Raw genomic sequence first — 12,761 nt, 5'->3', positions numbered from 1 at the left:
GTAGTCCTAAGAGGCTGCCCGAAGGAACCACCATGTCCAGTTCTGCCCCCCAAAACGCTCCCTCGCTCGAACCCGCGCCGCCGGGTGATGCTCCGCAAACGCTGACCCCCGATGTTGTTGTCATCGGAGGCGGCTCTGGTGGGCTGACAACCGCTGCTGTGATGGCAAGCTTTGGCGTGCCGGTCGTGTTGATTGAAAAGCACAAGATGGGTGGCGATTGCCTGAACGTTGGCTGTGTACCCTCAAAGGCCATCTTGGCTGCCGCCAAGCACGCCCATGCCATCATGGAGGGGCCGAAGTTCGGCATCCATGCGAAGGGCAAAAAGGGCGCGCCGTTCGATGTCGATTTCTCCACCGTCCACGACCACATCAAAGACGTGATTGGCACCATTGCACCAGTGGACTCCGTTGAACGCTACGAGGGCCTGGGTGTCACGGTGCTGGGTGGTGAAGCCCGTTTCACCGGTCCGCAAACCGTTCAAGTTGGCAACACAACCGTCAAAGCACGCCGCGTGGTGATTGCCACCGGGTCACGGCCTGCTGTGCCGCCGATCCCCGGTCTTGATACCGTGCCTTACCTTACCAACGAAGTGATCTTCGACCGTAAGGAACTGCCCGAGCATCTCATCATCGTTGGCGCGGGCCCCATCGGCCTAGAATTGGCGCAGGCCCACAACAGGCTCGGCGCTAAGGTGACCGTACTGGAAGGCTTCAAAGTCCTTGGCCGAGAGGATCGTGAGGCGGCCGAGCTGGTGAAATCCACACTGGAAGGTGAGGGTGTTGCTATCCACGAGCATGCCATGGTGACGGGTGTTGCCAAGGACGGCGATGGCGTTGCCGTCACCATTGAGGTTGGCGAGGGTGACAGCAAAGAAACGCAAACCATCAATGGCTCGCACATCATGGTCGCGGCTGGACGTGCGGTGAATGTTGAAGGCCTCGATCTTGAGAAGGCTGGCATTGACTATGACCGTCGCGGCATCAAAGTGGATGCGGGCATGCGCACCACCAACAAGAAAGTCTACGCTATAGGCGATGTGGCTGGTGGTCTTCAGTTCACCCATGTGGCTGGCTATCACGGCGCGCTTATCGCCCGGAACATCCTCTTCCGCCTGCCAATCAAACAGAACGCCACCATATTACCGAAGACGACCTACACCGACCCTGAAGTGGCTTCCGTTGGCGCGACCGAGGAAGAGCTGAAGGGGATGCCGGGACTGCGTGTTCTGCGTTGGGCTTTCCACGAAAATGATCGAGCGATTGCCGAACGCACGACAGAAGGCTTCATCAAAGTGTTCACCACCAAGCGCGGGAAAATTCTCGGTGCAGTGATCGTTGGACCAAAAGCCGGTGAAATCATTGCGCTCTGGGGTCTTGCCATTGCCAAAGGCATGAAGATCTCCGACATCACCTCCTGGGTGGCCGCTTATCCCACCTTGTCAGAGGTCGGACGCCGGGCAGCGGTGGAGTACTACAAGGGTGCAACAGAGAACCCGACCCTGCGCAAGGTGATCACCTTCTTGCAGCGCTTCGGATAGGCTGCATAGTACCCATCATGCGCGACCCAGGCACCACCGTTACGCCCATCAAACAGACCCGCACCCGCAAGGGCGCGGGGCTTTCAGCCAAGCTCCTCGTTTTGACGATCCTGTTCGTCATGCTCGCCGAGGTACTGATTTTTGTGCCCTCCATTGCCAACTTCCGAAACACTTGGCTCCAGGATCGTCTTGCCGATGCTGAGTTGGCTGTAGCGGCGCTCGATCCGGTGGCGTTTGGTTATGGATTTGGTGCCGAAACCGGCGATGCAATGATGCAGCAGGTGCTGCTGGAAACGCTGGAAGCCCACGAACTGGTGTTGGTCACTCGCACCGGTCGGCAGGTGCTGGCGCAACGCGCCGGGATCGACGGCAGCCTGGTCGCCAACATGGCCATCGATGTGGATGTGACCACCAGCAACCCTTTGCGGTCAATCTGGGAAGCGTTTGAAACGCTGGCCGGTGGGGATAATGTTCTGCGCATTCATGGCGGGCCAGAGCCGGCCACCGGGCGCTATGTCGAGGTGGTGGTCGAAGAGTATTATCTGCGCGATGCGATGCTCGATTTCTCGCGCAACATCATCATGCTCTCCATCGTCATCTCCTTGATCACGGCGGGGCTGGTCTATCTCAGCCTCAATGCGCTTTTCGTCAAACCACTGCGGCGCCTTGATGAGGCGATGGCAACCTTTGCCGATGCGCCGGAAGACCCTGATGCCATGATCTCACCCTCCAACCGGCGTGACGAGCTGGGCAACGCTGAAGTGCGCTTGGCGGCCATGCAATCGGACGTGCGCACCATGCTCACCGAACGGCGTCGGCTTGCCGATGTTGGGCTGGCGGTTTCGAAGATCAATCATGACCTACGTAACCTCTTGTCCAGCGCCCATCTGCTCTCTGAGCGCCTTGATATGATCGCTGACCCGCATGTGCAGCGCGTGGCACCAAAAATTGTCCGCGCCATCGACCGGGCCGTTTCCTTTTGCGAGGCAACGCTGGCTTACGGTCAGGTGCGCGAGGAGGCTCCGGAGCGCTCGACCTTCACGTTGGCCAATCTAGTTGATGAGGCAGCCGAATTTGCCGGTCTTACCAATCATCGCACATTGGCTTTCTCGAACGACGTTGATGCCTCGCTTGCAACGCGTGTGGGTCAGGAGAACCTGTTCCGTATTCTCCTTAACCTCATGCGCAATGGCCGCCATGCGCTGGAAGCGGTGGGAGAAACAGAAACTCAGCTTCGGCTTTCGGTGAGTGCTGCCTTTATGGGCGAGACATTGACAATCACCGTTGCTGACACAGGACCAGGGATCCCTGAGGCTGTGCGCGAGAAACTGTTCCAGCCCTTTCATGGCGATGCCGGTCGCCGCGGTTCGACGGGTCTTGGCCTTGCCATCGCCAAGGAGCTGGCTGAGGCAGATGGCGGCACAATCACACTGGTTGATCCGAGCGAAACGGAGGAAAGTTCAGGTGCCGTTTTCACCATAACCTTGCCCGACGCGCGGGTTGATGATGGCACGTGAAGAAGGCTGCCAATCGCGCCTTGCAATTGCGTGAGCGGTGGGCTAAGCGTGCGCGCCTTGAAGGTGATCAGCGCGATACGGCGCGATCCTCAAGTGATGCACCGGTAGCTCAGCTGGATAGAGCACCAGACTACGAATCTGGGGGTCGGGAGTTCGAATCTTCCCCGGTGCGCCACAGCCATTCATTTGCAATTGGTCGAACGAGCCTCAGGTGTTTGCGGAGCAAATGCCGAGAACGATCCTTCCGCGTTCAAAGCCTCCTCATCGATGCGCGCCGTCTTTTTCAATCAGCTTAGCGCATCAGTGCGGCACGCCTAGCATCGCTTCCCAGCGTTGTGGGTGACCGAACAGATAGCCTTGAAACAGATTGCAGCCTTCGCGCTTAAGCGCATCGCGTTGTTCGTTGGTTTCAACACCTTCTGCAACAACTGCTGCGCCAAGATCGATACCAAGTGAGGTCACCGCACGCACCACAGCGGCGCTGATCGGATCATCGACCATGCGTTGAACGAACGATTGGTCGATCTTGATCTTGTCAAACCGGAAACGTTGCAAATAGCTCAGGCTGGCATGTCCGGTACCAAAGTCATCAAGCGCGAGCCGCAACCCCATGTCGCGTAACGCGTTGAGCGCCTCAAGCGTGCGTTGATCATCCGACATGATCACCGTTTCGGTGATTTCCAGTTCCAATTGATCGGGCTTGATATCGAAGCGATCCATCGCTGCTTGGACGCGCTCGACAAATCCGCAGTCGCGCAATTGCAATGGCGACAAATTCATGGCGATGCGCATACCAGGAGGCAGATAGGCGGCCGCTTCCACGGTTTTGTGCAGCACCCAGTCCCCAAGCCCAACCATCAGGCTGGACTCCTCAGCCAGCGGCACGAATCGAGCCGGTGAAACCTTGCCGCGTGTGGGGTGATCCCAACGCAGCAGCGCCTCATAGACCATCGGTTCGCCCGTTTCACCATCCACCACCGGTTGAAGGTGCAGCTCAAAAGCCCCGGTTTCGATAGCGCTACGTAGATCGTCTTCCAGGGCGCGCCGTTCTTGCAGCGCCTCACCCATGGCGCTGGTGTAAATGGCGTAGGTTCGCCGGCCGCTTTTCTTCGCCTCGTAGAGCGCCACATCGGCATCGCGAAGCATGCCCGCTGGCTCTTGTCCGTTGTAGGCGGCAACGCCGACGCTCACGCCCACCTTCACCTGGTTCTCACCGATCAAGAATGGCTGGTTCAAAGTCGCAACAATGCGGCTTGCCAGTGCCACGATATCGGAGCTTTGCCGCACCCCATACTGCAAGATTGTGAACTCATCACCGCCAAAACGGGCCAAAATGTCACCCGCTTTGATCGAAGCGCGCAGACGCTTGCCCACTTCGATCAACAGTCGGTCGCCGGCTTCGTGGCCAAGCGTGTCATTGACATCCTTAAAGTGATCAAGGTCCAGGCAGTGCACCGCGACACTTGATGCTGTGTGCGGGCGCAGCAGAGCCTCGCGTAGCTGCTTCAACAGCATGAAACGATTGGGAAGACCGGTCAGATGGTCATGGTGGGCGAGGTGGTTGATCTCTTCTTCGGCGGCAACCCTGTCGGTCGCATCCACCACGGTGCCTTCATAGAACAGTGGGGTGCCGGACGGGTCGTAGACGATCCAGGCATTTTCGGAAATCCAAATGCGCTCGCGCGTTTTGTGGCGATAAATCTCAGAAACGAAATCAGTCACACGCCCATGGGCTGCCAGTTCGCGCTGAAAGTCTTCCCTGCGAGTTGGGTCGACATACCATTCAGCAGCGATGTTGTTGACAGCAGGAAGCATCTCCTCCTCGCTGTCATAGCCGTTAAGCTGAACCAGCACAGGGTTGGCGCGCAACTGTTTGCCATCAAAGCTGGAGCGATAGATGCCAATAACCGCGTTGTTGAAGAGGCTTCGATATTCCTCTTCAGCGATCCGCAAAAGGCGGCCTTGTTCGCAGAGGTCGCTCGCCTCGCAAAGGATTAGCATCCAGCCACCATCGTCGAGGCAACGCACATCAAGCAGAACCCCACCGCGACCTGGCATATGGGCTGAAAAATGGACGTCTTGCTGTTCTATGGACGGATTGGCGATGAAGTCCTTAAGTGCACTCTCACTGATGGAGTCGTTGCCAGGCTCCATCTGGCCAAGGCAGGCCTGCAACGGTTTGCCAATCAGGCTATGGCGTGGTCGATCAACATCCAGTCCAAGCATCCCACCGGCTGTGGAGTTGATAGCGCGCACAAGGCCGTCAGCATCCAAAAGCACGACGCCATCGCTCAAACCGTCCAAGAGGTCGATGGAAAGGCTGGCTGGCTGACCGGTTGGCGCGTCGGTTGAAGGATGCCGAAGAACATCCATCGCAAGCGATGTGCTGGCCTCATAGCAATCACTGACGGCCGAGAGCAGGCGTGCCACATCAACCGCACCTTGCGGTCCTGTCGCATCGCGCAGCTGTTGCTTCACAAGCGGATGCAGTGCTCCGTTGCTATCGTCAGTCTCACGTGATGCCCTAGCGTGATGGCTCACCATAATTGGCGATCAACTCCAACATCTCATTCTATACATTGGCAGGGTTCACTCGCGCCTTTTTCACGGCGCCGTGTCTTAGTTGACGTTAAGTCCACTGCCTTTAACAACTGGTTTATTGGCGTTCGTTTTGTTGAAGAAGTGTTGACGAGATGTCATCAATTCTAAGCAACAAACGTTTGCCCCTGTACATCCACAAGATACTGTTGTTGGTCTGCTGAAAGGGATTAGCCGATACGATCCATCAGTGCGAAGTAACTCATCGCCAAGAAGAGGATGGGGCCTCGCAAAGTTGTGCCTCCAGGAAACGTCGGACAGGGCAAACGTTCCATCAGATCAAGCAAAGCAGGATCGTGGGAGAGCGCGTCCGCAACGATCTTGCCGGCAAACGGCGCGTTGATGACCCCTTGACCGGAAAAACCCGCTGCAACCGTCACCCGCGGCGCCAAACGGCGAATGAGCGGTAAGCGGTTTTGCGTGATCGCCAATGTGCCGCCCCAGGCGTGGTCGATCTCCACATCGGCCAGATCGGGATACACCTCTGCCAGATGCGGGCGAACGAAGGCCTCAATGTCGTTTGGGAAGGCTTTGGAGAACTTTTCTCCACCGCCGAACAGAAGTCGCCCATCTGGGGTGGGTCGCCAGTAGCGCACAACAAACCGTGTATCCGAGGCGGCATCACCATGGGGTAGAATACCGCCATCTGCCCAAGCACCAATGGGTTTGGTCGCCACGATGAAGTTGGTGATTGGCAGAACGCGCGCATCGCTGTCTTTGTGCAAGCCGCGCATATAGCCATTGCCGGTCAGCACCACATGCTGTGCCCGTACAGTGCCTCGGTTGGTTTGAACCTCGACGCGCAGATCACTTGCATCGAGCCCAGTCACCTGTGTGCCGTCATGGATCGTCGCGCCGCCCTTCTCCGCCGCCTCAGCGAGCGCGGTGACGAAGGCCAGTGGGTGAATATGCCCACCCTGACTGTCGCGGATGGCGCCAACATGCCCACCCGTCCCCAAAGCTGTCTGCGTTTCGGCAGCATCCAAAACCTGCGCAGGTTCCACGCCGAACCGTTCATGGGCATAGGTGTTGTAGGCGACCTCTTCATCGAGATCCTTCGTCTTCCGGCACGCGGTTATGAGCCCGTGGGTTCGATCACAAGGAATGCTGCTCTCGTCGATCAATGCATCTATGTGGTTGAGCGCCGCTTCACCCGCATCGCGGATTTGGACGGCGAAGGTCTCGCCAATGGTTTCGGCAAACCATTGAAGATCCTGGCGGAAGCCGGGGTGAAGCTGCCCCCCATTGCGGCCCGATGCGCCCCAGCCCACGCGTTCGGCATCCAGCAGGATGACTCTCTGTCCAGCCTTCGATAGATGATAGGCAGCTGACACGCCAGCAAATCCGGCGCCAACAATGCAGACATCGCAAGCTGTATCACCGCTGAGCGGCTCTCGAACGCGATTCAGCGCGCCTGGAAGGCTTGCAGCGTACCAGCTTGGAGCATGCGCACCCACACGCTCACCAGAGGTTTCGGCGCTTTAGCTCTGCGCCTGTTTCATCCAGAACTTTGCCCACGGTGGCCCCCATCCACTCCAGTTCATCGGGCGTGATCACCAAGGGTGGTGAAAGGATCATGCTGTCGCGCACTGCTCGCATCACAAGTCCGTGCTGGAAGCTGATATCGCGGCAGATCGTCCCGACATCACCATAGTTGGCAAACCGATCCCGAGAGTCCTTGTTGGGCACCAACTCGATAGCTCCAAGCAGGCCTTTCGTACGTGCCTCACCCACCAAGGGATGATCGGCCAATGAGGCGAACATCTTTGCAAATCCGGGCGCTGCGACATCGCGCACATGCTCCACCACGCCTTCGTCCTGCATGATCTGCAAATTGGCGATCGCAGCCGCCGCGCAGGCCGGGTGACCGGAATAGGTGTAGCCGTGAAAGAACTCACTGCCTGTGTGCTCCAGCACGTCGGCAACGCGATCATGCACCAACACACCGCCCATCGGCAGGTAACCCGAGGTCATGCCTTTGGCGACCGCAATAAGATCGGGTTCGATGTTGTAGACGGTGGAACCAAACCATTCGCCGAGGCGCCCAAAGCCCGAGATCACTTCATCGGCAATCAGCAGAATGTCGCGGTCGGCGAGGATGCGTTTCACCTCTGGCCAATAGGTCTCGGGCGGGATGATGACGCCACCAGCGCCTTGGATGGGCTCAGCCATAAAGGCAGCGATCTTATCCTCGCCAATCCGATCAATCGCCTCTTCGAGCTTGCGCGCTGCGGCGATGCCAAACTCATCCGGCGACATGTCGCCGCCCTCATCAAACCAATAAGGTTGGTCGATATGGTGGATGCCTGGGATCGGCAGGTCGCCTTGGGCGTGCATGGCCTTCATGCCGCCCAGACTTGTCCCTGCCACCGTTGAGCCATGGTAGGCGTTCCAGCGGGTGATAATGGTCTTTTTGTTGGGCTTACCTTTGATATCCCAGAAATAGCGTACCAGCCTTAGAACCGTGTCGTTCGCCTCCGACCCCGATGAGACGTAGAACATCTGATTGTAGGGGTCTGGCGCGAGTTTTGCGATCATCTCTGACAGGGCGATCACTGGCGGATGGGTCGTCTTGAAGAAGGTGTTGTAGTAGGAAAGTTCGCGCATCTGCGCTGCCACAGCATCAGCGATCTCTGTGCGACCATGGCCGATTTGCACATTCCAGAGGCCCGCCATGCCATCCATAATACGCTTGCCATCACTATCCGTTAGCCAGACGCCATCACCTTTGACGATGACGCGAGAACCTTCCTGGCGCAGTGAGCCGTGATCGGTGAACGGGTGCAGATGGTGACTGGCGTCGAGCGCTTGTAGCGCGTCCGTTGGGTAGGTGTTGGATAGTTCGCTCATCACACACTCAGCAAAAGATGCTCGCGCTCCCAAGGGGAAATCACGCGCATAAAGGTTTCATATTCGCCCTCTTTGATCGCCTTGTAGGTGTAGATGAAGGTGCGCCCGATCAGGTCCACAAGTTCTTCTTCCTCTGTCAGACGCTCCAAAGCCTCATTCAGCGACCGTGGCAGTCCGTAGGGCAGATCATGGCCTTCCTCTTCAATGGGATCATCGGGCGCAAGACCTTTCACCATGCCAAGATACCCACAGGCCAAGGAGGCAGCGATGGCCAGATAGGGGTTGCAGTCAGACCCAGGCGCACGGTTCTCAAGACGGCGCGCTGCTGGCGATGAGCTGGGTACACGCAGGCCAACCGTGCGGTTGTCATGACCCCAATGCAGATTGATGGGTGGTGAGCCCAGAGCACCGCGGGCTAAGCGCCGGTAGCTGTTCACGTAGGGCGCCAAGATCGCCATTACGTGCGGAAGATAGGCCTGTTGGCCGGCAATAAAGCCGCCAAAGAGGTCCGTGGTCTTGCCTTCAGTATTAGAAAAGACATTGCGGCCGGTTTCTTTGTCGACCACAGATTGGTGAATGTGCATGGCCGAACCCGGCTCGCTCGACATCGGCTTGGCCATAAAGGTGGCGTACATATCATGGCGCAGTGCGGCCTCGCGGATCGTCCGCTTGAAGAGAAACACCTGATCAGCGAGCGTTACAGGATCGCCATGGCGCAGATTGATCTCCATCTGCGCTTTGCCCTCTTCGTGGATCAGCGTGTCGATCTCTAGATCCTGCTTCTCGGAGAACTCGTAGATGTCATCGATGAAATCATCGAACTCGTTGAGCGCTGAGATCGAATAGCTTTGACGACCGGTCTCTGGCCGACCGGACCGACCGATTGGCGGTTCCAGGGGGTAATCCGGATCAGTGTTGGGTTTAACCAGATAGAACTCCACCTCGGGAGCAACGATGGGCGACCAGCCCTTGTCGGCGTAAAGCTGCACGATGCGCTTGAGCACCTGGCGCGGCGCGCTGGAAAAGGGTTCGCCGCTGCGCTCATAGGTGTCGTGGATCAACTGCGCAGTGGGGTCGCTCTCCCAGGGCACGACACTAAGCGTGGAATAGTCCGGCTGAAACACCAAGTCGCCATCACGCGGGTCATAGCGGAAATACTGGTTCTCTTCAGGGTAGTCACCAGCGATGGTCTGACGGAACAGGGCTGACGGCATCGTCATCGCAGCAGAGGAGAAAAACTTCGCAACCGGCATCATCTTGCCGCGTGCAACGCCTGACTGATCGGGCACGATGCATTCAATGTCCTCAATACCACGTTCCTGGAGCCAAGCCAAAGCTTCGGCGGCATCACGCACACCTCGTTCAGCCCGAATGGGGGCATCCTCAGGAAGCGGAAGAGGGGTGGTGTGTTGATGCTGAGGTTCGTGCATGGAGGATCCAGTCTTTGCTATCAAAGGGATAGACCTGTTCGTTCGAAGCCTCAAGCAGTTCGCGCGGTCGTCGCCTGCGACGGAGCCAAGGTCAAAGCGGTCGTCGCCTGCGACGGAGCTATGCGCCAGGCACACCCTCGACAGCATCGCCCAAAACCCGCACAACTGCCCACCAATCTCCGTTGCGTAGTCCTGTTGTCCAACCCATGACCCAATCCATCGAAGTTTTTTTGTGCGACCCTAACGCCGTGTTGCGCGGCAAGTGGTTGCCTGGTTCTGCCTTGTCAAAGCTCGACAAGGGCGTGGCGTTCCCCTTCTCATTGCTTGGCTGTGATGTTTGGGGCCGTGAGGTTCACGAGACAGGCCTGCACATCGATTCCGGTGACAAGGACGCGCTGTGCCTGCCCGTCAAGGGTCGCACGGTGAACGTGCCCTGGGCAGATCAACCAACGCAACAGGCCATGCTGACCATGCACCATGCGGACGGAGCACCCTTTATGGGCGATCCGCGGCATGTGCTCGCTGCGCAGGTTGAGAAGCTCAAAGCACGCGGCCTCACGGCCAATGTTGCCGTTGAGCTGGAGTTCTACGTCTATGAACGCAGCGCTGACTCCGGTCGCCCGCGTCCTGCCGGCTCGCTGACGCCAGGGCCTGATCATCAGGACATGTACGCCCTGCGTGACCTTGATCGGCAGCGACCGCTCATGGATGCGATCCAGCAAGCCTGCGCTGAGCAGAACTTGCCCGTCGATGCGTTTGTGTCCGAGGCGGCGCCCGGCCAATACGAGGTGAACCTCAAGCACCGTGACCCGCTTGGTGCTGCCGATGACGCGGTGATGTTGAAGCGGCTCATCATACAGATCGCGCACAAGCAAGGCACTGATGTCACCTTCATGGCCAAGCCGTTTGCCGATCATCCTGGCAACGGCTTGCATGTCCATGTGAGCCTTGCTGACACGCAAGGTTCGATCTTCGCTGATCAAAATTCAGGACCATCTAAGCTCCGCCATGCAGTCCAGGGTCTGCTTTCAACCATGGAAGAAGCGCAGCTTGGCTTTGCGCACACCTACAATGGGTTTCGCCGCATGCAGCTTGGTTCCTATGCTCCAGCCAGCTTGAGCTGGGGAGAGAACAACCGTTCTGTCGCCATTCGCCTGCCTGAAGCCGACCCTGCCGCGCGCCGTCTGGAGCATCGCTTGGCTGGAGCTGATGCCAACCCTTACATCGTCACCGCTCTGGTGCTGGCGGGCATGGTGAAAGGCATGGATGAGGGCATCAATCCACCCGCAGCGGTGGAAGGCAATGCCTACACCGATGCATCGCTGACCCACCTCTCGTCTTTTATGGATGATGCTCTTGAGAGGTTTGATGCCAGCGCTTTTGTGCGCGATGCCTTGGGCTCCGAGTTCTGCCGCATCTACACGGCGGTGAAGCGGGCCGAGTACGCCACGTTTGCTGGGCACATCACAAACTTGGAACACCAAATCTTTCTTTGAGGGCGTTTGCGCTGCCTGGTCTTTGAGCATGTCGCCTGATTGTTCAGCGACGCGCCGTTGCGCCCCGTTTTCCGCTTGTCGGTTCGCAAAAACCACAATAGCTTTGCCTCAAGGCCACCAAGAAATCACGAAGAAAACCGTGGCTGCAGTGACGCTTCAAATCAGGGAGACGCATCCACCATGCGCCGTAATCCATTCCTTTTCACCGCGCTGACGGGCGCTCTTGTTGTTTCCACGGTGGGGGCTGTGCAGGCCGAAGAACTGCGCATTCTCAACTGGTCAGACTACATTGATGAAAGCATCATCCAGCAGTTCGAAAGTGAAACTGGCATTGATGTCACCTACGATGTTTTTGACTCCAATGAGGTGCTCGAAACACGCCTCTTGGCCGGTCAAAGCGGCTACGACATTGTGGTGCCAACCGCAGATTTTCTCTCGCGGCAGATTCAAGCCGGGGTTTTTCAGCCGCTCAACAAGGATGAACTGTCCAACCTTGGCAATGTCTGGCCGGCCATCGCCGAGCGTTTGGAAGTCTACGATCCCGACAACACCTATTCGATCAATTATATGTGGGGCACCACCGGCATTGGCTTGAATGTCGACATGGTGGCCGAGCGCCTCGGCGAAGACTTCGCCTATGATACGTGGGACCTGGTGTTCGATCCTGAAATCGCCGGTCAGTTGCAGGACTGCGGAATTTACTGGCTTGACGCACCCACCGAGATGATCCCCGCAGCGCTGAACTATCTGGGCTATGATCCAGAACTCCCGCGATCCGGATCAGATCGGAGAAGCGACCGAGCTGATGGTCAGTCTGCGCGACACGGTGCAGCGCTTCCACAATTCAGAAAACATCAACGCGCTCGCCAACGGTGACATTTGCGTCGCCATCGGTTGGTCAGGCGACATGCTGATCGCCCGCGACCGGGCGGCTGAGGCAGAAAACGGCGTGAATGTTGACTACACCATCCCGCGCGAAGGCGCGTTGATGTGGTTCGACCAGATGGCCATTCCTGCTGACGCGCCAAACCCTGAAGCGGCCCATCAGTTCTTGAACTTCATCCTTCAGCCCGAACCAATCGCCGCAGCCACGAACTATGTGTTTTACGCCAATGGCAACCTGGCGAGCCAAGAGTTCGTTCTGGAAGAGATTTTGGAGGATCCGGCGATCTATCCCGATGAGGGAACCACGGCCAGCCTTTACACCCTGCCAGCCTACGATCCGCGCACACAGCGCATCGTGACCCGCAGCTGGACCACGGTCAAAACCGGCCAGTAACACCGAAAGCCCCGCTGTCCTTCTGGACGGCGGGGCTTTTGTCACATGGGGGA

Annotated in this window: 7 protein-coding genes, 1 tRNA gene and 1 pseudogene; 5 read left to right on the top strand and 4 right to left on the bottom strand. The window is 57.9% G+C overall.

Annotated elements, in window-relative coordinates:
• The first annotated feature begins 32 nt into the window (after positions 1–32).
• The 3 genes from ABWH92_RS01010 (at position 33) to ABWH92_RS01000 (ending at position 3,230) form a co-directional block, all read left to right on the top strand.
• Positions 33–1,538 carry a dihydrolipoyl dehydrogenase family protein gene (locus ABWH92_RS01010; protein ID WP_375571328.1) on the top strand — a complete coding sequence of 502 codons (1,506 nt, stop codon included), beginning with the start codon at positions 33–35 and terminating at the stop codon, positions 1,536–1,538.
• A gap of 17 nt (positions 1,539–1,555) precedes the next feature.
• The gene (locus ABWH92_RS01005; RefSeq protein WP_375571326.1) at positions 1,556–3,055 is read left to right on the top strand and encodes a sensor histidine kinase; all 1,500 of its coding nucleotides are present in this window, start codon (positions 1,556–1,558) and stop codon (positions 3,053–3,055) included.
• Positions 3,056–3,153: 98 nt separating this feature from the next.
• Positions 3,154–3,230, top strand: a tRNA-Arg gene (locus tag ABWH92_RS01000).
• A gap of 125 nt (positions 3,231–3,355) precedes the next feature.
• Here ABWH92_RS01000 and ABWH92_RS00995 read toward each other — a convergent pair.
• From ABWH92_RS00995 to ABWH92_RS00980, 4 genes are all read right to left on the bottom strand, one after another.
• A complete protein-coding gene (locus ABWH92_RS00995) occupies positions 3,356–5,533 on the bottom strand; it encodes a putative bifunctional diguanylate cyclase/phosphodiesterase (RefSeq protein WP_375571324.1) in 2,178 nt (725 codons plus the stop codon).
• A 290-nt stretch (positions 5,534–5,823) separates the two neighbouring features.
• Positions 5,824–7,110 (bottom strand): NAD(P)/FAD-dependent oxidoreductase, encoded by a 1,287-nt coding sequence (locus ABWH92_RS00990; RefSeq protein WP_375571323.1) that lies wholly within the window; start codon positions 7,108–7,110, stop codon positions 5,824–5,826.
• A gap of 4 nt (positions 7,111–7,114) precedes the next feature.
• Entirely contained in the window at positions 7,115–8,503 is a 1,389-nt protein-coding gene (locus ABWH92_RS00985) for an aspartate aminotransferase family protein (RefSeq protein ID WP_375571321.1), read from the bottom strand.
• Positions 8,503–9,933, bottom strand: coding sequence for a glutamine synthetase family protein (locus ABWH92_RS00980; protein ID WP_375571319.1), 1,431 nt, complete (start codon positions 9,931–9,933; stop codon positions 8,503–8,505). Before ABWH92_RS00980 ends, ABWH92_RS00985 begins: the two co-directional genes overlap by 1 nt.
• 206 nt (positions 9,934–10,139) lie before the next feature.
• On the opposite strand from ABWH92_RS00980, the gene ABWH92_RS00975 reads away from it, so the two are divergent.
• The gene (locus tag ABWH92_RS00975) at positions 10,140–11,429 is read left to right on the top strand and encodes a glutamine synthetase family protein (RefSeq protein WP_375571317.1); all 1,290 of its coding nucleotides are present in this window, start codon (positions 10,140–10,142) and stop codon (positions 11,427–11,429) included.
• Positions 11,430–11,609: 180 nt separating this feature from the next.
• A pseudogene (locus ABWH92_RS00970) lies at positions 11,610–12,708 on the top strand (polyamine ABC transporter substrate-binding protein).
• The last annotated feature ends 53 nt before the right edge of the window (positions 12,709–12,761 follow it).

This window comes from Ahrensia marina, assembly GCF_042140245.1.
Lineage (GTDB): Bacteria > Pseudomonadota > Alphaproteobacteria > Rhizobiales > MH13 > MH13.
This window is presented reverse-complemented; position numbering and strand designations above follow the sequence as displayed.

Bases quoted from the DNA above. Each gene is read 5' to 3' on its own strand.
- ABWH92_RS00975 (WP_375571317.1), top strand. From the start codon at position 10,140: ATGACCCAATCCATCGAAGTTTTTTTGTGCGACCCTAACGCCGTGTTG.
- ABWH92_RS00985 (WP_375571321.1), bottom strand. From the start codon at position 8,503: ATGAGCGAACTATCCAACACCTACCCAACGGACGCGCTACAAGCGCTC.
- ABWH92_RS00980 (WP_375571319.1), bottom strand. From the start codon at position 9,933: ATGCACGAACCTCAGCATCAACACACCACCCCTCTTCCGCTTCCTGAG.
- ABWH92_RS01010 (WP_375571328.1), top strand. From the start codon at position 33: ATGTCCAGTTCTGCCCCCCAAAACGCTCCCTCGCTCGAACCCGCGCCG.
- ABWH92_RS01005 (WP_375571326.1), top strand. From the start codon at position 1,556: ATGCGCGACCCAGGCACCACCGTTACGCCCATCAAACAGACCCGCACC.